This is a genomic window from Collinsella sp. CLA-ER-H8, assembly GCF_040092335.1.
GTDB lineage: Bacteria > Actinomycetota > Coriobacteriia > Coriobacteriales > Coriobacteriaceae > Collinsella.
In genome coordinates, this window is sequence record NZ_JBBNLU010000001.1 from 200,187 (window position 1) to 220,254 (window position 20,068).

General features: G+C 56.3%; 22 protein-coding genes. 11 read left to right on the forward strand and 11 right to left on the reverse strand.

The window, feature by feature from the left end:
* Positions 1-107: 107 nt before the first annotated feature.
* Positions 108-2,087 (reverse strand): NAD(+) synthase, encoded by a 1,980-nt coding sequence (locus AAAX72_RS00885; protein WP_349128609.1) that lies wholly within the window; start codon positions 2,085-2,087, stop codon positions 108-110.
* Positions 2,088-2,290: 203 nt separating this feature from the next.
* Here AAAX72_RS00885 and AAAX72_RS00890 point away from each other — a divergent pair, with 203 nt between their 5' ends.
* Positions 2,291-3,244, forward strand: coding sequence for a hypothetical protein (locus tag AAAX72_RS00890; protein WP_349128610.1), 954 nt, complete (start codon positions 2,291-2,293; stop codon positions 3,242-3,244).
* Between the two features lie 140 nt (positions 3,245-3,384).
* Positions 3,385-4,692, forward strand: coding sequence for a hypothetical protein (locus AAAX72_RS00895; protein WP_349128612.1), 1,308 nt, complete (start codon positions 3,385-3,387; stop codon positions 4,690-4,692).
* A 214-nt stretch (positions 4,693-4,906) separates the two neighbouring features.
* Here AAAX72_RS00895 and ettA read toward each other — a convergent pair whose 3' ends face one another.
* The 3 genes from ettA to AAAX72_RS00910 all read right to left on the reverse strand — a co-directional run bounded on the left by ettA (position 4,907) and on the right by AAAX72_RS00910 (position 7,746).
* Entirely contained in the window at positions 4,907-6,586 is a 1,680-nt protein-coding gene (gene ettA / locus AAAX72_RS00900; protein ID WP_055251458.1) for an energy-dependent translational throttle protein EttA, read from the reverse strand.
* Positions 6,587-6,770: 184 nt separating this feature from the next.
* Positions 6,771-7,475, reverse strand: coding sequence for an SdpI family protein (locus AAAX72_RS00905; RefSeq protein ID WP_152067795.1), 705 nt, complete (start codon positions 7,473-7,475; stop codon positions 6,771-6,773).
* Complete coding sequence (locus AAAX72_RS00910) at positions 7,468-7,746, reverse strand: autorepressor SdpR family transcription factor (RefSeq protein WP_022094448.1); 279 nt, start codon at positions 7,744-7,746, stop codon at positions 7,468-7,470. Before AAAX72_RS00910 ends, AAAX72_RS00905 begins: the two co-directional genes overlap by 8 nt.
* Before the next feature lie 220 nt (positions 7,747-7,966).
* Between AAAX72_RS00910 and AAAX72_RS00915 the strand changes: the two genes are divergently transcribed.
* The 7 genes from AAAX72_RS00915 to AAAX72_RS00945 all read left to right on the forward strand — a co-directional run bounded on the left by AAAX72_RS00915 (position 7,967) and on the right by AAAX72_RS00945 (position 12,399).
* A complete protein-coding gene (locus tag AAAX72_RS00915; protein WP_117502867.1) occupies positions 7,967-8,224 on the forward strand; it encodes a sugar ABC transporter permease in 258 nt (85 codons plus the stop codon).
* A 563-nt stretch (positions 8,225-8,787) separates the two neighbouring features.
* Positions 8,788-9,219, forward strand: coding sequence for a sigma-70 family RNA polymerase sigma factor (locus tag AAAX72_RS00920; protein ID WP_015554803.1), 432 nt, complete (start codon positions 8,788-8,790; stop codon positions 9,217-9,219).
* A 6-nt stretch (positions 9,220-9,225) separates the two neighbouring features.
* A complete protein-coding gene (locus AAAX72_RS00925; RefSeq protein WP_004611627.1) occupies positions 9,226-9,468 on the forward strand; it encodes a helix-turn-helix domain-containing protein in 243 nt (80 codons plus the stop codon).
* Between the two features lie 433 nt (positions 9,469-9,901).
* A complete protein-coding gene (locus tag AAAX72_RS00930; RefSeq protein WP_069424004.1) occupies positions 9,902-10,105 on the forward strand; it encodes an excisionase in 204 nt (67 codons plus the stop codon).
* Between the two features lie 79 nt (positions 10,106-10,184).
* Positions 10,185-11,462 carry a tyrosine-type recombinase/integrase gene (locus AAAX72_RS00935; protein ID WP_349128614.1) on the forward strand — a complete coding sequence of 426 codons (1,278 nt, stop codon included), beginning with the start codon at positions 10,185-10,187 and terminating at the stop codon, positions 11,460-11,462.
* Between the two features lie 176 nt (positions 11,463-11,638).
* Positions 11,639-11,911, forward strand: coding sequence for an HAD-IA family hydrolase (locus AAAX72_RS00940; RefSeq protein ID WP_349128679.1), 273 nt, complete (start codon positions 11,639-11,641; stop codon positions 11,909-11,911).
* A gap of 2 nt (positions 11,912-11,913) precedes the next feature.
* Positions 11,914-12,399, forward strand: a complete 486-nt coding sequence (locus tag AAAX72_RS00945) for an NUDIX domain-containing protein (protein WP_237966635.1) — start codon at positions 11,914-11,916, stop codon at positions 12,397-12,399.
* 155 nt (positions 12,400-12,554) lie between these two features.
* Here the strand turns inward: AAAX72_RS00945 and AAAX72_RS00950 are convergent, their stop codons facing one another.
* The 4 genes from AAAX72_RS00950 to AAAX72_RS00965 all read right to left on the reverse strand — a co-directional run bounded on the left by AAAX72_RS00950 (position 12,555) and on the right by AAAX72_RS00965 (position 15,144).
* Positions 12,555-12,926, reverse strand: a complete 372-nt coding sequence (locus AAAX72_RS00950; protein ID WP_008689659.1) for a cysteine-rich VLP domain-containing protein — start codon at positions 12,924-12,926, stop codon at positions 12,555-12,557.
* A complete protein-coding gene (locus AAAX72_RS00955) occupies positions 12,923-14,257 on the reverse strand; it encodes a relaxase/mobilization nuclease domain-containing protein (protein WP_237945793.1) in 1,335 nt (444 codons plus the stop codon). The genes AAAX72_RS00950 and AAAX72_RS00955 overlap by 4 nt, the downstream gene beginning before the upstream one ends.
* Positions 14,218-14,565 carry a plasmid mobilization relaxosome protein MobC gene (mobC, locus tag AAAX72_RS00960; RefSeq protein ID WP_081331393.1) on the reverse strand — a complete coding sequence of 116 codons (348 nt, stop codon included), beginning with the start codon at positions 14,563-14,565 and terminating at the stop codon, positions 14,218-14,220. Before mobC ends, AAAX72_RS00955 begins: the two co-directional genes overlap by 40 nt.
* 210 nt (positions 14,566-14,775) lie before the next feature.
* Positions 14,776-15,144: a helix-turn-helix transcriptional regulator gene (locus AAAX72_RS00965; RefSeq protein ID WP_215693583.1), complete on the reverse strand. Its 369-nt coding sequence runs from the start codon at positions 15,142-15,144 to the stop codon at positions 14,776-14,778.
* A 289-nt stretch (positions 15,145-15,433) separates the two neighbouring features.
* Between AAAX72_RS00965 and AAAX72_RS00970 the strand changes: the two genes are divergently transcribed.
* Positions 15,434-16,231, forward strand: a complete 798-nt coding sequence (locus AAAX72_RS00970; RefSeq protein WP_349128617.1) for a tRNA threonylcarbamoyladenosine dehydratase — start codon at positions 15,434-15,436, stop codon at positions 16,229-16,231.
* A gap of 14 nt (positions 16,232-16,245) precedes the next feature.
* Positions 16,246-17,028, forward strand: coding sequence for a TatD family hydrolase (locus AAAX72_RS00975; protein ID WP_349128618.1), 783 nt, complete (start codon positions 16,246-16,248; stop codon positions 17,026-17,028).
* Positions 17,029-17,307: 279 nt separating this feature from the next.
* On the opposite strand, the gene AAAX72_RS00980 is transcribed toward AAAX72_RS00975, so the two are convergent.
* From AAAX72_RS00980 to AAAX72_RS00990, 3 genes are all read right to left on the reverse strand, one after another.
* Complete coding sequence (locus tag AAAX72_RS00980; RefSeq protein ID WP_006234359.1) at positions 17,308-18,171, reverse strand: PfkB family carbohydrate kinase; 864 nt, start codon at positions 18,169-18,171, stop codon at positions 17,308-17,310.
* Positions 18,172-18,185: 14 nt separating this feature from the next.
* Positions 18,186-19,154, reverse strand: a complete 969-nt coding sequence (locus AAAX72_RS00985) for an SIS domain-containing protein (RefSeq protein WP_022094440.1) — start codon at positions 19,152-19,154, stop codon at positions 18,186-18,188.
* Between the two features lie 62 nt (positions 19,155-19,216).
* Entirely contained in the window at positions 19,217-20,068 is an 852-nt protein-coding gene (locus AAAX72_RS00990) for a sugar phosphate isomerase/epimerase family protein (protein ID WP_117840177.1), read from the reverse strand.

Below are 20,068 nucleotides of genomic sequence, written 5' to 3' on the forward strand. Positions count from 1 at the left end.
TCGATATGAAAAACGCGGCGCTCCGACAAGAGCGCCGCGCGATACGGGCCATCAGATTGCAAAAGTGTAACGCTTGCAACCCCCGTATTGGTTCAATTTAGCCAACCTTAGTCAACTGGATTGAGCGCGTCGATCTGCGCAAGCCACAGACGCGAGCTAGCGTCACTCGGCATACGCCAATCGCCGCGCGGGCTGAGCGTCACCGAGCCCACCTTGGGACCATCGGGCAGGCAGCTGCGCTTAAACTGCTGGGCAAAGAAGCGACGGTAGAACGTACGTAGCCATGTGCGGACGGTCTTGGCGTCGTAGACGCCCTCGAAGCTCTTGAGCGCCATGCGGTAGATCTTGCCCGGCTCAAAACCAAAACGCAGCAGGTAGTAGAGGAAGTAGTCGTGCAGCTCGTACGGGCCCACCAAATCCTCGGTCTTCTGCGCAATCTCGCCGTCGCCCGTGGGCGGCAGAAGCTCGGGGGACACCGGCGTATCGAGGATATCGAGCAAGACCTCGGCAATGCGCCCGCCAAAGACATCGGCGGCATAGCGCACCAGATGGCGCACAAGCGTCTTGGGCACGCTCGCGTTGACGGCGTACATGCTCATGTGGTCGCCGTTATAGGTAGCCCAGCCGAGCGCCAGCTCCGACAGGTCGCCCGTGCCAATGACAAAACCGCCGGCTTGGTTGGCCAGATCCATCAGAATCTGCGTACGCTCGCGCGCCTGGCTGTTCTCGTAGGTCACGTCCTGCACGGCCGGATCATGCTCAATGTCCTTGAAGTGCTGCTCCACAGCCGCGTGGATCGAAACCTCGCGGAAGCTCACACCCAGGTCGCGAGCGAGCGACTCGGCATTCGACTTGGTGCGATGCGTCGTGCCGAAGCCGGGCATGGACACGGCTGTGATACCAGTGCGCGGCAGCCCCAGCGCATCGAAGGCACGCACGGTCACAAGCAGCGCCAGCGTGGAATCGAGACCGCCCGAAAGGCCGATAACGGCCGCCTTGGTGCCCGTATGGGCAAGGCGGGTCTTGAGGCCCGCGGTCTGCAGGTCGAGGATGGTCTCGCAGCGCTCAGCCAGGTCACCATGGTCGGCAGGCACGAAGGGCGCGCGGGGGAAGACACGGTCTATGCCGAGCGCATCGCGCAGGACAGGCTCTTCGGCGAGCGAGCCCTCAAACGAGAACTCGACGGTCACGGCCTCCGGCGCATCGTCCGCGCGCGTCCATGTCGTCGAGCGACGGCGCTCGGCAACCAGGCGGTCAAGGTCAACGTCGGCGATGGCCATATCGCAGGTAAGCAGTTTGGTCGCGGCGAGCTTGGAGCCGTTTTCGTAGACGAGGTTCTCGCCCGCAAAGACCATGTCGGTCGTGGACTCGCCCTCGCTCGCGTCCGCGTAGGCATAGGCGCAATACAGGCGCGCGCTCTGGTTGGAAATGAGGCTGCGGCGGTAATCCGCCTTACCGATAATCTCGTCCGAAGCCGACGGATTGAGGATCACCGTCGCACCGGCAAGCGCCATCTCGGTCGAAGGCGGCGCCGGTACCCACAGGTCCTCGCAAACCTCAACGCCCAGCACCATATCCTCGGCACCCTCATCACAGCAGCGGTAGACAAGCCCCGAACCCAGCGGAACCGGACCCTGACCGGCAAATTCAACCCACACGGGATCCGCAGGCGCCGGAGCAAACCAACGGCGCTCATAGAACTCGCCATAGTTGGGCAGATACTTCTTGGCCGTGAGGCCCAAAAGCTCGCCCGCGCAGCACACGGCGGCGCAGTTGTAGATATTCTCGGCAACTGCAACGGGAAGACCAATGGTAAAGACAATCGGCAACTCACGAGTCTCGTCGAGGATATGCACCAGAGCAGCCTCGCAGGCATGCAGCAGCGTGCGGTTATGGAACAGGTCGGCCGCGGTATAGCCGGTCAGGTTAAGCTCGGGCAGCACCAGCGCGCGAACGCCGCGCTCGGTAGCCTCGCGAACAGCCGCCAGCGCAACCTCGGCATTGCCCTCGACATCGGCCACGCGAATCCGCGGCGAGGCCGCCGCCACACGCAAAAAGCCATCAGACTGAGAAAGGTGAAGATTCATAAGAATGCTCCCGTGCGTAGACGCCATTCACAACAATTAGCAAGTCCTATTGTAGTTCAACCGCCGGGTGTAACCGCATCCCACCAACTTGGTGAGCAATTGATGAGTTGATGGTATCTGTTAAATGTCACGTACGATTCACATCTGGTGGGTACCCTGATGGCTACACGAAACGAAGCAGATTTACACCGGGAGGACCCCGTATGACAACCAAGTACACCGACGCGCCGCGCACGCGCGTCATGACGCCGGCATCGCTCAACAACGGCGTGCACGAGAACCATTCCATCGGACAGACCATGGCCATCGCGCCCAAAAAGGGTCTGTTCGACGACATTTCCATTCCCCAGATCATCGCCGGCGCCGCAGCTGCCGCCACGAGCGTGGCGCTTGCTTCAAAGATCGGCATTGCCGGCTCGGTGATTGGTGCCGCTGTGAGTTCAGTCATCACTGTTGTGTCCTCGCAGGTCTATCGCCACTTTATCTCCGCCAGCGCCGAAGCAATCAAGGGCACGCATGCCGCTGTCGACTACCCTGCCGGCGCCTACGAGCCCGTTGAGCCCGATGTCGAGGAGCACCTAGGTGGCGCCGCGACCACGCAGGAGATGCGCCAGGTTGCGGGACGCGCGACCACGGCGCGCGTCGCCCCCAACAGTCTGCGCGCCAAGGCGGCGGCAGAGCGCAGCCAGACACAAAAGAAGGTCATCGTCTTCTCGATCGCCATCGCCATCGTCGCGGTCATCGCCTGCGCCGGCGCCATCCTTATCACCACTGCCGGTGAGGGTCTGGGCGAGCGTCCCGAGCCAATCCTGTCGTCGCGCACGACCGAGAGCGATGCAAATGGCAACACTCAGCCGCAGGATCAGCAGGCACAGGCGGACGGCACGCAAGACAGTCCTACCTCTGCCAATTCGTCCTCGAACACCCAAAACCAATCGCAGGGCACCGATTCCTCTACGGCCAACAGTGGCACGCCGTCCGGCACGACCGACTCAAGCCAAACGACTGACGGTTCACAGCCGAACACGGGAGGCCAGACGAGCGACACCACGTCGGGAACGGGCACGGCAGACAGTAACAACACCAACAGCTCGAGCGGAACCGCTTCCGGCACGGCATCTGACAACTCGAGCCAAGGCACGGCATCGGGCAACTAAGCACGTTTGCCTCTCATAGATAACCGACCTGTACAACGGGCGCGAATCGAAAGCGGTTCGCGCCCGTTTGCCTTGGGCGCCGCCATGGCGAACGCTATGCGATGGTAAGATGCTTTACATGTGTAAAGAGGAGATTTGCCATGAGCAAGACAATAGTTAGGCCCACGCTTTCGCTGGGCAACCACATCTATCTGTATCGCCTGCTGCGCGATGCGATTGGATGTGGCAAGCAAACGTTTATGACGCAGGTCGAGGAGGCGCTCGCCGCTGGCGACATGACCGCTTATGACCTGGGCTTCGAGTCCACGCGCGAGCTGCTCGAGGAGCTCGACGACTGCATTAAGCTGACCGTCTTTAAAGGCGGCCGCCTGTATGCCACGGTCATCGCCAACGAGGCCTGGGATGCTGCGCTTGCCAAGGGCGAGGACAAGCCCAAGACCGCCAAGGGCGCCAAGCAGTCCTACAAAAAGAAAAAGCGCGGTGAGAAGGACCTCAAGGCCGTGCGCCCCAAGCACGTTAAGCGTCCCGAGCCCGAAGCCATGGTTGAAGCCGCGCCCGAGCCCGAGCCCGAGACAGAGATCGAAGTCGCTATCGAGGTGACGGCAGAAGCCAGAACCGAAATCGCCGCCACGACCGATCCCGAAGTTATGTCAGAGCAGGAAGCCACTGCGGGGCTCAACGAGGCTCCCAAGTCGACAACCGAAGAAGCCGCTAACCAACCCGAGACGTCTGCGTTCCAAAACAGCGATATCCTTGGCGACGAGGCCGAGGACGAACAGCCCGACGAGCCCGACGATCAAGACGCTACTGAGTCGACGCCGGAGCCCGAGACGCCGCGGCCTGCCATCTCGCTTACGGTCGTCTATGACCCCGAGAACGCCAACGCCGGCATCACCACCATGGCATCCACGCCCATCGAGACAAAGCCGAGCATCGAGAACGAGAACGCAACGCAGGTTGAGATTGAAACTGCAGCTGCAGACGCGCCCGTCACCGTGAAGCCCGCAGATTCCACAATCAAGCCGGAAGCGACGCCGGAGCCCGCACCCGTCATCGAATCCGTGCCCACCTCTGCTTGCGACCAAATTCCCGCACCGGCACCGGCTCCGGCACCCGCAGCGGCCCCAACCCCCGCACCTGCAGCGCCCGCCATCCCCGAGGACTCCCCCGTCGATTTCGCAACCGAGGTCTTCTGCCCCGGTCCGTTGCTACACCAGCTGTCGACCTATCTCCCCTACGGCGCCGATACCCTCGGCATCGTCGGCGAGTACTACTGGATCGCCCGCGAGCGCGGTACCATCGAGGCCGCGCGAAACCGCGCAAGCTTCCCCCTGCGCTACACGCAGGCCGGCGAGCGCCACGAAGTCACCGTGCGCATTCGCCGCAACACCACCGGTGGCCTCGGATCCACCTGGGCCATCGATAAAGTCGAAGAACCCGAGCAGTAACGACAAACGACTCAAATCCAAATCAGGATTTGAGCCGTTTTTATTTGTTGATGTTGCGTAACCAACAGCGAGCGGGCCGCAAGTGCCCCAGGTTGCCGTGAAAGAGGAGCGACGCGTACTTCGGTACGCGAGCGACGGCTTGAACGGCAAGATGGAGTGCTTGCGACCCGCGCAGCGTCGAGCAGTTACGCGGTTTGGAAAACCGCGTAACGATCTAGTCGCGCGTCAGCTTGCGGTGAATACGATGCGGTTGGGCTGCGTCCTCGCCAAGGCGCTCGATGCGGTTGGCCTGATAGGCCTCGAAGTTGCCCTCAAACCAATACCAGTTGCCCGGATTCTCGTCGGTGCCCTCCCACGCCAGAATGTGCGTGGCGACGCGGTCCAGGAACATACGGTCGTGGCTAATGACCACCGAGCAGCCCGGGAACTCGAGCAGTGCCGCTTCGAGCGAGGACAGCGTCTCGACGTCGAGGTCGTTCGTGGGCTCGTCGAGGAGCAGCAGGTTGCCGCCCTGCTTGAGCGTAAGCGCCAAGTTCAGACGGTTGCGCTCGCCACCGGAGAGTACGCCGGCGCGCTTCTGCTGGTCCTGGCCTTTAAAGCCAAAGCTCGCCACATAAGCACGGCTCGGAACCTCGGTCTCACCGACCATCATGTGGTCCAGGCCATCCGAGACGACCTCCCACAGGTTCTTATCGGGGTCGATGCCGGAACGGTTCTGATCGACATAGGAGATCTTGACGGTCTCGCCCACCTCGAGCTCGCCCGAAGTCAGCGGCTCCAGGCCCACGATGGTCTTGAAGAGCGTAGTCTTACCGACACCGTTGGGGCCGATGACACCCACGATGCCGTTGCGCGGCAGGGTGAATGAAAGATCGTCGATGAGCACACGGCCATCGAACTCCTTGTGCAGGTGATGGGCCTCGAGCACCTTGTTGCCCAGACGCGGGCCCACGGGGATGCGGATGTCGGTCCAGTCGAGCTTCTGACTTGCGCGGGCCTCGGCCTCCATCTCCTCGTAGCGAGCCAGACGGGCCTTGTTCTTTGCCTGGCGAGCCTTGGGCGAGCTGCGTACCCACTCGAGCTCGGCCTCCATGCGCTTGGCGAGCTTGGCATCGCGGTTACCCTGTGCCTCGATACGCGCGGCCTTGGTCTCCAGATACGTGGAGTAGTTGCCCTTGTAGGGATAAAGGTGACCGCGGTCGACCTCGCAGATCCACTCGGCAACGTTATCCAAGAAGTAGCGATCGTGCGTGACGGCAAGCACCGCGCCCTGGTAGTTGTGCAGGAAGTGCTCGAGCCACAGGATCGACTCGGCGTCCAGGTGGTTCGTAGGCTCGTCGAGCAGCAGCAGGTCGGGAGCCTCGAGCAGCAGCTTGCACAGGGCCACGCGACGGCGCTCGCCGCCGGAAAGCACATTAACCGGCATGTCGGAATCGGGCAGCTGCAGGGCGTCCATGGCCTGGCCGAGCTTGGAATCGATATCCCAGCCGTCAGCGGCGTCGATCTCGTCCTGGAGCTTGCCCATCTCGGCCATGAGGGCGTCCATGTCGCAGTCCGGGTCGCACATCTCCTCGCCGATCTTGTTGAAGCGATCGACCTTGGCAATCATGTCGCCAAACGCCATGCGCACGTTCTCGATGACGGTCTTGTCGTCGTCGAGCGGCGGCTCCTGCTGCAGGATGCCCACGGTGTAGCCGGGAGTGAGCCTGGCATCGCCGTTGGAGACCTCCTCGATGCCGGCCATGATCTTGAGCAGGGTCGACTTGCCCATACCGTTGGGGCCCACGACGCCGATCTTGGCACCGGGGTAGAAGCTCAGGGTCACGTCGTCAAGGATCACCTTGTCGCCATGGGCCTTGCGAGCCTGATACATCTGGTAGATAAACTCTGCCATTTGCCTGTTCTATCCTTTCTACCTGCTGTTTCCCTATTCTTGATTCGCTTTAGTGGAAACGAAATGAGGGAACCAGCTCTGAAACGTAACGAAAAAGGGGCATGGTTGCCCACACCCCCTAATACTACCTGGGAAAAGTCCCCCGGAACATACTATGAACTGCGTACGCTAGTTTTCCGCAACCTTAACGAGCGGCTCGCTGCGATTTGCGCCACAACAGATACGAGTAGACGTAGACGGCTCCAACCGAACCAAACGCCAGAACCGCAATCACCGCGGCGACGACTTCACTCGAAAGCACGCTGCCTGCCACGCCCATCACAATCAGGCCAATACCCAGCACCATAAAGCAGGCGCCGCCAAAACGCTGAGTACGGCGCCAGTTCTCGGGATCGGCAAGCGCCCAAGGTGTCTTGATACCGAGCGTATAGTTCTGCTTCACACGCGGCAAGTAGTTGCCTACGCCGATGAATAGCAAACCGACAACACCGGAAATCAGCACGTTAACCGAACCGGCCGCCGGCACCACGCCCCAGACCGTAAGCTCTCCCAGCCAGCTTATGGCGCACATGAACAAGGTGAAGGCGATTACGAAGCCCTGGTAGAACTTGCCCGAGGTTCGATATGCCTCACCTTTGGGGTCGATGCGCGGCACCATGCGGAACATTGCGAGAAGCGCCAGAGGCAGCACGCCGAGCGCGGAGGCCATCCAGCTAGGACCCCAACCGTCGACGGCGCCGTTCGCGCCCCAGTGCGTGGGAATCTGCGTAGGCAAGCTCGGCATCACCATGAGGTGCGCTACGACATTGGCGACGCACAGAGCGACCAGCGCAATCCACACGCGCGACGATACCCCCGTGGGGTGAATGCCCTTGTTTTCGTTATTCATCCTTATCACCTTCAGTGTTTGTAAAGCCCATAAACCAGCCAATTAAATCCTGCATGACGGTGGTGTTTAAGCTGTATACGATGTTTTGGCCATGGCGCTCGTCGGTCACCAACCCGGCGTTTTTGAGCGTCGCCAAGTGATGGCTCAGCGACGGCTTACTGATATCGAAATGCTCGGCAAGCTCCCCCGCCGTGCAATTGCCCTCGCGCAGCAACTCCAAAATGCGCCGTCGCGTTGGATCGGCAAGCGCCTTAAAACCCTCTCCCGGCATAAGACCTCCTCTCATCATCTCTCATGACGTGCACACTATACTCGATATTTAGATGTTCTATGAACTGTTCTACTATGAGAGCTTCGGTCTGTTTGCTGTGCTGATTCTGGTACAGTTGGCGGCCACCGGCGCAGCAGCGTTCCGCTTTTACTACAAACAAAGAAAAGGCTGAATAGAAAATAGGTATCATCAATCAAAAATATCATTGGAGGTATAACTTATGGAAAAAGAAACAATGGGAACTGTAATTTCAGTTACAAAACAATGGTGGTTAAAAGTGAATCGTAAACCTGCCCGCGTTCATGCGATGGATGGCGCAGCCTTTCCGCATACTATCAAGGTCAAATATACGATAGACGGAAAAGATTACATCTGCCGAAAATGGATTGGCGCAGGAAACAAAGTCCCTGACAAGGGAACAACGATTAAAGTTACTTATTGTAAAGATAAGCCATCGAAAGCAAGAATTGAACTCTAATTCAAATTGAATGACTAACATGGTATGTTTTGTGGCCTTTGCGGCATGAAACATACCTGCATATTCAAACATCTGCCTCCACAGCGGGGAAAAGAAAAAAACCGCTGACGGGCAGAGGATTTCGTGCGCTTTCCTGTATCACTGACGGATACGGCGGTTTTGAGTAGATCAAGGCCGCCGTTTCTTTTTGCTTCGACGACCCCTGCACCGTGTTCTGGCATGGCGGCTTTAGGAGGGAGCCGCCATGCAACGAAAACTACTTCGACAAATTCCGACAGGGGTTAGCCTGTCAAAAAAAGCCGTCCCCCGGCAGCGGGGACAAGCGGCTGTGCGTATGTACTATACTATGTAGGAAAAGAACATATTGCTTTTTGTTTCGCCCAGCGGGTCTTTGATCTGCCGGGCGAATTTTGTTATTTCCTGCGGTCTGCTATCCGGCGCAAAAAGAAATTTCAAAAAAGTGAAAAAAGGAGGCGTTTAGCGGGCAGCCAGAGAGATTCCATTCGCTCTATTGGCGGAAAGGGAGAGAACCACCACATCCCCCATAGAAAGGGGGTGAGAAGATGGAAGCGATCCCCCGCAAATACGGTGAATGGGGCCAGTTTGACCGCTACTGCAAGCTGGTTCTGTACCATGAGGCGATAGATTATCTGCGGGAAATGAAGTGCCGCCGCGACCGTGAAGTGTCGCTGGACGCTCTTTCCCCGGCTGATTGGGACAAGCTCTCGACCGTAGATCGGTATTCCTGCGACAGCTTTACATTCAGTTCGCATGGCTATGACCTACATATCGACAACGAGCTTGTGGCCGAAGCGTTTGCCAGCCTGCCAAAAGACGAGCAGAGTATTTTGATTCTCCGCTTTGTTCTGGATTTGACTGACGAAGAAATTGGCCGCCTGATGGGAATGTCCCGCAGCGCAGTACAGCGCCACAGGACAAGCACCTTAAAAGACCTGCGTGTAAAATTGATGGCGTTCATGCCGGAGGGAGGTTAAACGCGGATGAAGCAATCCAGTTACAAGGGCAAAAGCCCTCTGCCTGATTTTGTGATCGACGCGGCCTGCGCCGGTAACGCCGAAGCCGTGGAGCGTGTCTTGCAGCATTATGACGGCTATATCAATAAGCTGTGTACCCGGACGCTCTATGACGGCAGCGGTCAGCCTCATATCTGCATTGACGAGTATATGAAGCGCCGATTGCAAATCAAGCTGATCCATTCCATCGTTAGTCCCATTGGCGACTGACGGTTAAGGCCCCGGCCATAGACAGGCGGCTTTCCCTTTCCCCGCCTGCCTGTTTTCCCGGTGGCCCCTTTGCTCCTTGACAAATACGCCCGCAGGACAATGGCGGCGCGTCATAGGGCAGACGGATACATTCTGTCTGCGCCGAGCCGGGCGGCAGGTGCGCCAAGAGGTTTTCCCTCATTGGGATAAGCGGAGCGATTTTACTGGGCCGTAAAGCAGGTGTGGCAGCCTGCGGGCGACGACGCGCAGACAGGACAATGATACTCCCTTGCCGTCGTAGTCCGAGCGTTTGAAGCGTCGCAGGCAACGAGCAGGGCCGCGTGAGAACCACGCGGGGGTGAGATTCCCGTGGAGCTGTGCCAGCAGCCGTCCGTTACTTTCTGCCCACTTTCACAACAATAACCTTTGTTTTGAAAAGAAAGGGGGCCATGTTATGAGTAATAACGATGTGCCTATTTGGGAAAAATACACGCTCACCATTGAGGAAGCGTCTAAATATTTTCGGATCGGGGAAAACAAACTGCGTCGGCTTGCCGAGGAAACCCCCACCGCTGGCTGGGTGATCTTAAACGGCAACCGCATCCAGATCAAACGGAAGCAGTTTGAAAAAATTATTGATTCCCTTGACACAATATAGTGAAAAAGGGCCTTGCGCGTGTTATAATAGGTTATAAGCGTGTCAAGGCTCTTTCCGTCATGGAAAGGAGCATGACGAAATGCCAAGAAAAGAACGAGATGAAAAAAGACGGGACAACAAAGGCCGCCTTTTGAAGTCTGGAGAGAGCCAGCGATCAGATGGAAGATACGCTTACAAATACATTGACACCTTTGGAGAACCCCAGTTTGTTTACTCATGGAAGTTAGTACCCACCGACAAAGTACCTGCCGGGAAGCGGCCCTGTCTTTCCCTGCGCGAGAAGATCAAGCAGATACAGAAAGACCTTGACGACGGGATCGACACCATCGGCAAGAAAATGACCGTGTGCCAGCTTTATGAAAAGTACATCCGGCAGCGCGGGAATGTGCGGAAAGGAACCCAAAAGAGCCGCCAGCAGTTGATGAAACTTCTGTCCGAAGATAAGCTGGGCGCGGCCAGCATTGACAGCGTGAAGCTGTCCGACGCGAAAGAATGGGCCTTGCGTATGCAGGAAAAGGGCGTTGCCTACAACACCATCTGCAACAGCAAGCGTTCCTTAAAAGCCATCTTTTATATGGCCGTACAGGACGACTGCCTCCGCAAGAATCCCTTTGACTTCCAGATCAATGAGGTTATCAACGACGATACCGTACCAAAGGTGCCGCTTACCCCTACACAGGAAAACGAGCTTTTGGACTTCATGCAGAACGATCCTGTCTATGCCAAGTATTATGACGAGGTGGTGATCCTGCTGGAAACCGGGCTTCGTATTTCCGAACTCTGCGGCCTGACGCCAGCCGACCTGAATTTTGAGAAGCGCTTTGTGAATGTAGACCACCAGCTTTTGAGAAGCACCGAGGACGGCTACTATATCGAAGCGCCAAAAACAGAAAGCGGATTCCGTCAAGTGCCGATGAGCGCAGCCGCCTATGAAGCGTTTGAGCGCGTGTTGAAGAAGCGCAGGGACGGCAGGTGCATTAAGGTTGATGGTTATAAGGACTTCCTGTTCCTGAACCGGGATGGCCTGCCCAAAACCGCCGTCAACTATGACGCCATGTTCAAGTGCCTTGCCAAGAAGTACAACAAGTGCCACAAGGAGCCGCTGCCCGATGTGATGACGCCGCACACCATGCGGCATACATTCTGTACCAGAATGGCAAACGCGGGCATGAACCCCAAAGCATTGCAGTACATCATGGGACACGCCAACATTGTAATGACGCTGAACTATTACGCCCACGCTACTTTCCATTCCGCACAGGAGGAAATGGAACGGCTGCAAGCCAAGGCAAAAACCACCACAGAGGCCAAGCCGGAAACTGCGGCGGAAAACGCCGAGGAAACCAAGGCGGCATAAGTAGTACGCAGAATTTACTACTACTTTTACTACTTTTGAGAGTGAAAACATGAGGGGTAATAAAAAGATTTGTGAGGTTCTTCCGATATGAAAAGTGCCGGAAAAGCCCGAAGTAACGGGCTATACCGGCATATAAGAACATCTAAAGAGATAATTAGAAATCTATTAAATTATTCATAGACGCCTTATGTTCAACAGATGAGGTGCAGCGGGGAAAAGAATATTCGGATGTCTTTGAATTGGCTGCAAAAAAATTAGGGGTCGCACCTGAACACTGCATTGTGTTTGATGATGTACTTCCAGCAATTAAAAGCGCAAAGGCAGCCCGTATGTTAGCAGGTGGGATTTATGATAAGTATTCCGCAGATCAGCGTGCAGAGATAGAAAGGATTGCTGATATTTACTTACTTGATTTTCGGCAAGCACCGATCCCACACAAAGAGGCATGAAAATGGAAAAATGGGATTTATATAATGCAAAACGGGAAAAGTCTGGAATAACAGTGTGCCGTGGAGAAATCATACCCAAAGGGCTGTATCATTTATCTGTGAGTGCATGGATCGTCAATCAGCAGGGGCAGTATCTTTTATCACAGCGGCATCCGAAAAAGCAATACCCTCTTTATTGGGAATGTACGGGTGGTTCTGTACTTTCCGGGGAAACCAGCTTGCAAGGAGCAATCCGAGAGGTAAAAGAAGAATTAGGAATACTGCTTACTCCCGGAAGTGAAAAATTGATTTATCAGACCAGACGGGAAAATGTGCAGGATTTTTACGATGTTTGGCTGTTTCATAGGGATATAAAGATTGAAGAAATGCGTTTACAGGAAACAGAAGTTGTAGATGTTCAATGGGTAAGTTCAGATAAGTTATTTGAGATGTTTCGCCTGAAACAACTGCATCCCCTGATTACCTATGTAGAGCAGCTAATAGGCTGAAAAAACGCCGGGCGCGGAGGCTATCAAAGCCTCTGCGTCCGGCGCTTCTTTTTTGTCCATTTTCCCGCATTTAGAACCCCGTTTTGAGGGGAACAGGATAACTTTATCCACCTGCCTGCCGACCATGCGGAAAAACCCTTGATTTCCGTGGACTTTTACCGCCCTAAATGCGTAGACAGGAGGTATCTTTTCCGCTGGCGTTCCGCCTCTTTCTTCCGGCGCACCTGCACCGCGCAATCCGGGCAGTATTTGGCTCGGTTGGAGTTGGGTGTAAACGCCGCCCCGCAGACGGCGCAGCGTTTGATCTCGTCCCGGCCTTTGGTGATCTCGGCGCACAGGGCCGCGTCCAGCGGCAGGACGGCCACCTTGAACCACCGGCACAGCAGCGAATAGGAAATACTCTGCACACAGACACATTCCTCCCCATCGTCCAGCAGGAGGCAGTTTCCGTTACAGTAGTTGCAGCACTCATGAGTGAGCCTGCGGGCCTTGCGGTATTGGGGGTAACTCATTCTCGGTATGTTCATCGTTCCTGCGTATGCTCCTTTCCCGGCGCTGTCCGCAAAATGCTGTCTACATTCTGTTTGACAATGCCGTATTCTTTCAATTTCTGTTTCGCTTCGCTGTACTGTGCGGACAGCCGTTCCCGTTCTGCGTCCAGCTTTTTATACTCGGTTTTGAGGGCGTACAGGTTGGGGAGCTTTGTGATCCCGGCCTCTTTGAGCGCCTTTGCCGCCGCCTCATACAAGATCAGTTGGCTTTCATGCTGCCGCCGGAACGCGGCCTTGTCTTTGGCATTTCGCAGTTCCAGCGCCACAGGCCGGAGCTGCTTGTAGGCGGAGAGGTTTTTTATCAGCAGCGCCATATCCCCAAGTCGGCGTTCCGCGTCTTTCAGGGCGGAGGCCGCCGCGTCGTTTGCCGCGCTGATCTCGGCCAGCCTGCTTTCCAAGCCCTCGTAGCTGTCGATCTGGTGTTCTGTGAGGAAGTTTAAGGAATTGGCGGCCTGCTTCAAGTTGTGCAGCTTCGCCCACCGCGCATAGCCCGCCGACTGCTGGGCCTTGATACTGTCCTCCAAGGCAATCCGCAGGGAGATTTCCCCGTCGCTTCTTCTGCGCGGCCCCCGGTCAATGGCAATGCCCTTGATCCGCCGGGTGATCCGTTCCTCGGTGTAATCCTCCCCCAAGGTCTTGCAGCGGGTGAAGCGTTCCTGTCCGGGAGCGCGGAATGAAATAAACTTGCCCTGTTTGACTTCATAGCCCTGCGTCTCCATGAGCCGCAAAAAGCCGTCAAAGTCTTTGGCCTGCGGAATGGCCGCGTCGATGGCAATTTTCAGTTTTGCTTTCCAGCTCTTGCCCTTTTTCTGTGCGTCCCACTCGGCATAGGTTTTGCCCTTGTCCTTGCCGGGCTTTACCACAGACAGGCCGTGTTCCTTGCACAGCCGGTCGCTGGTGCGCCGGATAAAGGCATAGCTCTGGCGGTTGGAAATGTACTTGCGCTGGTTCGCCATATCCACGGCGCAGAAAATGATGTGGTTATGCAGATGGCCCTTGTCGATGTGGGTGGTAATCACATAGGGGTATTTGCCTTGCAACACTTCATCGGCAAGCTGCCGCCCGATCTCATGGGCCTGCTCCGCCGTGGTTTCCCCCGGTTCAAAGGCTTGTATCAGGTGGTGGGCCAGATTGTTGCCCTTTTGGTACGCCTGATCTAACAGCATTTGAAATTCAATATCCGCTGTTTCATAGGAACAGCCATAGGAAGAAACGAACAGCTTTTCATCGGTCTTGTCCGGGTTCTCGATGTAGTCCAGCGCCTTTTTCAGCGTTGACTTGATAGGATGGATCTTTGTAACTGCCATATCTGTGCCAGCGCCCCCTTGATGTCCTCCAAGTCCTGCGCGTACACAGTCCCGGTACTGTTGATACGCCTTGCAATCTGGTTGATGTTGACGCCGATTTTTTGCAGCTCTGCGGTCTGCGCCCGGACGGGGCCGGTGTCGATATGGACGATATAGCCGTCAATCAGCATTTTCCGGGCGTAGGCAGAAAAGTTCTTTGTGCCAAGCTGGGCCATCTTCTGTTGGATCAGCGCCCGTTCCTCCGGCGTCACCGGGACGCGCAGCACAAACTTCCGTTTTCGGTTTGCTACTTTCTCACCTCCATTCATTCAGGGGTTTGGGGACTTCCCCAAGATACAAACGGGAAGCCGTTTGCCGGGAGTGTGGCTACACTCCCTATGCTTGCTGTCTTTGTTCTTCTTCCCCTAAAAAGCGTTCTGACCCCAAGGAAATACCCGCAAAATCCCTGTTTTCCCGAAAACCGCACAAAAAAAGAAGGGCGCAGCTCTGCGTCCTCCCAAAAACAAAACAGAGGGTTGTCATGCACCCTCCGTTTCGTCATTCTTCTGTTGGATTTGAATGGCCCCGTCAATCGCGCCCTCGATGATCGGCAGAAATTCTTCCGGGCAGAGTTTCAGCTTGTGGCTGACCCGCTGCCGCTGTGCGCTTTCCTCCCGCATGACCTCCGGGTTAAAATACCGTTCCACGGGAAGCCCGCAGATTTTGATAAGCTGTATGATAACCGGCAGGCTGGGAATCGTGCCGTCATTTTCGATGTTGGCAAGATAGCGCCAGTCGATATTGACCTGTTCCGCCAGCGTCTTACGCGATAACTGTTTGACTTTCCGCGCCTCTTTTACATCTGCGCCGAAAGTTTCAAAGCCGGGACAATCTTTGATATTTGCCATATAGCACTACCCATCTACATTGTATATTTCATATTTTCTCAATGGAATGTTGCTATATGCAGGAAGATTAAACTTTATAATTCATATCCCGAAACATAGGCAGAGGAAATTATTGCCACCCCCCTTTTTGAAATATTGACAAGATACGCCTCTCGTGTTATACTGTTCTATGAACTATCTAATCTCAATGCTTCAAACCACATCAAAGCAAACGCCATCGCAACCTATGGGCGATTACCTATAATGACGATAGCTAAAACACGATTCGCTTCCCCATCGGAGGATATCTATGACCGAAACCACTGCCGCAGCCGCCATCGAGACACGCGACACCAAGCTCGAGATTATCATGGGCCGCGAGGCACTTGATAAGCTCGCCGATGCTACGGTGCTGGTGCTCGGCTGCGGAGGCGTGGGCTCCAACTGCTGCGAGGCACTCGCCCGCGGCGGCATCAGTCATTTCGTCATTCTGGATAAGGACATCATCGCGCCCAGTAATATCAATCGCCAGGCCATCGCCTTTCACAGCACCATCGGAAAGCGCAAGGTTGACGTGATGGAAGCCATGATCCACGACATCAATCCCGCCGCTGCCGTCATCAAGCGAACTGAATACTTGCTGAGCGACAACATCGATGATTTCTTCGCGAGCGTTTTGGAGCAGACGGACGGCAAGCTCGACTACGTCGTCGACGCCATCGACACCATCTCGGCCAAGCTCGCCATTGCCAAATATGCTCAGGACCACGACATTCGTTTGGTTAGCTCCATGGGCGGGGCCAACAAGCTCCATCCCGAGTGCCTCCGCTTTGCCGACATTTTCGATACGGTACGTGACCCCATGAGCCGCATCATGCGCAAAGAATGCAAGAAGCGCGGAATCAAGAGCCTGCATGTACTGTTTAGCTGCGAGGAATCGGTTAAGACACAGCCCCGCGACCCTTCCAACATCCACGAGCGCACCGAGCTGGGAACCGCCAGCTTTATGCCGCCCATCATGGGCCAGATGATTGCCGGCGAGGTTATCCGCCAGATCAGCGGCCGCGGCACTGAGCGCGTACGCTCCGATGGCCAACGTCTGGACTAGCGGAGCGCACCGAAATGGAGCCCCGGTTATTTGATGCACACTGCCATCTTGATTTAATGGCTCACCCGGACGCCGTTGCCGATGAGGCGACGGCGCTGGGCTTGGGTCTATTTGACTGCGGCGTCAATCCGCGCGACTTTTCGGCCGCAAACGAGCGCGCCTGTCGCCAACCAGGCATCATCGCCGGCGTTGGGCTTCACCCCTGGTGGCTCGCCGATGGCCACTGCGGTTTTGTCGAAGTCAATCTGCTTTGCGAAGTTGCTGCCCAAGAACGCTACATCGGCGAAGTCGGACTCGACTTTTCCGCGCGCTTTGCTGGAAGTGAGCCGCTACAAATACAGGCACTTAACCGGCTCTGCGATGCGCTCGTGCAGCATCCTCTTACCGGGCGCGTGATATCAATTCACGCCGTTCGTTCGGCAGAAGCCGTACTGGACGTCCTCGAATCGCATGGACTACTCATCCCAAACCCCGATTCCCCCGTTATCATCTTCCACTGGTTTAGCGGCACCTCGGACGAGCTTGTCCGCGCACGCGATGCAGGCTGCTATTTTTCCGTCAACGAACGCATGCTCGCATCTAAACGAGGACGCGAATACGTACGACAAATTCCACTCGATCGTTTACTGCTCGAGACCGATGCACCAGCGGAGGCAAACGCAGAAATAAGCGCACAGTCACTCATCAGATCGCTCGAAAGCGCCTCAGAACACGTCGCCTCGCTCAAAAAATGCGACGCAAAGCATATTGAGTCGGCGGTTTTAGCGAATGCACACTCTGTTTTTAGCCTTCGCTAACCCCTGTGGTCAAAAAACGTCAAATATGAGTACTGCTAGCGAAATGGATACATTACTCTGAGCTTTCCGACCACCAGAATAATCTACGATTGTCCATTAACTAACACTTTTACAGTCACTCATCCTGCATTTTCGCAATCTTAAACCCCTCCAAACGCTCAAATCACGTCTGAAGGGGTCGATTTTGCTGCGACTAAATTAGTCACAGTACTCATATTTGGCTTTTTTTGACCACCGAGTCACGGGAAGGCACCAATACAGCTCCCCGGGACAGCTCGGCTATTCGACGATTGGTGCTCCGTGGCCCCAAGAACCTTCCATGCCGCACACGGTCGAGGCAAACCCGGCAGCAAAGTCGAGCGCGCGCTCGATGGCCTCGGCGCCATCCTCACCACGCTTGGCGGAATCGAGATAGCACATCAAAAACGAGGTGAGGAACGAGTCGCCCGCCCCCATGGTGTCCTTCATGTCCGTTACCGGTTTAGCCAGCTGGCGGTAATAACGCTCGCCGTCGTAAGCAATGCAGCCCTCGGCGCCCGCCGTAGCCGACACAAAACGCGGACCCAGGCCCTTCACCCATGCCAGACGCTCGCGAATCTCGTCCTCACTCGCGGCATCCGCCGCACTAAAGAAAGCGAAATCGACGTAGGGCGCAATCTGCTCGTAGTACTCGTCGGTGGAGTCGTCCGAAAAGTCAAAAGAGACCGTGACGCCCGCAGCCTTCAACTTGGGCAGCTCGCGCTCGGTGAAGCAATAGTTGCCCGAATGAACCACATCGAACTGCTTCATGTACGCAAGGTCAAAGCGATCGAGGACATAGCGCGCATCGCCACGGATACCGCCCTCGTTGGAGCCAAGGAAGACACGGTCACCGTCAACGACGGTCACGCGAGCCGCTCCGTTCTCGCCAATCATCTGCTCGCACTTGTCAAGCTCGATACCCTCATCCTCGAGGCTTGCAATGACATGCTCGGCAGCGGCGTCATTGCCAAAAATGCCCATGTATGCGGAGCGTGCGGCACCGCATTTCTTGGCATAAACGGCGAAGTTCACCGCATTGCCGCCGGGATACATGGTGTGGATATGCTCGTAGCGATCGACGACGTTGTCGCCAAATCCGAGCGCGTTAACGTTAAATGCCATGGCCTTTGCTCCTTCTAGTACTCGACAACACCCATATAGCGACGGAAATCGGGATCGTGATCAAACACCTTGCCGCGTGCGGCACGCAGCTCGCAGTTCATGGCGTAGAACAGCACCGGGTCCAGATAGGCACGGACGCTCGCCGGCACGGCTTCCATACCGTACTCCTTGGCATCGAGCACCATCAGCGTATCGGTATGCGTCTTAAGGAACGCCAGGGCGCGCTCGTCCATAGCACGGCACTCGCTGGAGCCCATCTGCAGGAAGTAAAAAACGCCATCCTGAGTAGCCTCGAAGGGGCCATGGAAGTACTCGGCAGAGTGGATGTAGCTGCAGTGCTGCCACTGCATCTCCATAAGAGAGCAGATAGCGAAACCGTAGGTCTGGCTAAAGTTGGGACCGCTGCCCAGAATATAGAAGAACTCGTGCTCCTGGCAAAGCTTGGCAAAGCGATCGCCCAGCTCGGCATTTACCTTCTCGCGTGCCGGGGGAAGAATCTTATCCATCTCGGCGATACCGGCATACATATCGGCAAGATCGGCGTAGCCCTCCTGCTGATCGAGCAGCTCGGCCGCAAGCGACAGCGAAATACCAGCGGGGACCTCGGCCTGCGGCACGCCCTCGCCCCACGGGTAGACCCACGTGGTCCACTTGCCGGAGTCAATCTTGGATCCAGCGTTGTCGGTCTGGGCGATCACCGTAGCACCGGCAGCAAGGGCAATCTCGCAGCCCTCGACGACCTCGGGGGTGTTGCCGCTGTGGCTGCAAGCGATGACCAGGGACTTCTCGCCCAGACGACGCGGACGCATGATATCAAACTCGCGAGCCGTATAGATATACGAAGTGAAGGTGGTTGCCTCGCGCTGCAGAAGCTCATGAGCCGGAATCAAATCGATCATGGAGCCACCGCAAGCAATCCAGTAGACGCTGTCGAACTTGCCCTTCTCGGCAATTGCCTCTTTGATCAGATCGTGTGCGTTCATATCCAGTTCCTTTCTTATTTGGCCCGCAATCAATGACGTTGGCTGCGTGGCCGATAGTTGTTTTAGTCAATCAGATATTTCTCGAATGCGGCCATGTTCTTGGCATCTGCCGCCGCCGGATCATCGTAGTAACGACCGTCCGTGATTTCCTGGCCCAGCATGCCGTCGAAACCATGGGCGTTGAGCGTGGCGACGAAGGCGTCCATATCGTGCTTGCCATCGCCCCACACCAGATGGCCATACGGGTCACCGTCGATAAAGTGCATCTCGTGAATTGCCCCATCACCAAAGGCGGCAAACCAGTCCTCGAGCGTCTCGCCTGCAACGCCCATCGCGGTTGTATCAACCATGGGCTGTAAGTACGGGCTCGCGACCTCGTCAATCATGCGCTTCGCATCGGAAACCGTCGTCACAAGGTTGCTCTCCTCGGGACGCAGACTTTCCATCGTAAGCACCAGACCGTGCTCGCCGGCATACTCCGCCAGAATGGACAAGTGCTCGCGGCTGCGCTTCCAGGCTTCCTCGCGGTCCTCGTCCCAGTCGCCCCAGCCCGAGTTGACGGACATACGGTCGCACCCAAGTACCTCGGCAAGCTCAATGCCGTGCTTAAAGTACGCCAGGCTGCGCTGTTCATGCAGCGGTTTGCGTGCGCAGTACTGCCAAGGATAGACAACATTCTCGGGGCACAGAGTACGATACCTAAGCCCACGGTCTGCAGCCTTTTTCGCCAGGACCTCAGCCTCAAAGTAGCCCGTGTGGTCGAGCGTCACATGCGGCTCCGCACACCACAGCTCAATGGACTCAAAGCCCAAGCGCTGCTGCACATCAAGGAAGTAATCGAGCGACCACATGATGTAGTGGATATTCATGCCCGCAATCTGCTCGCGGCGCAGCGTCGGTTTGGATTCAGGCAT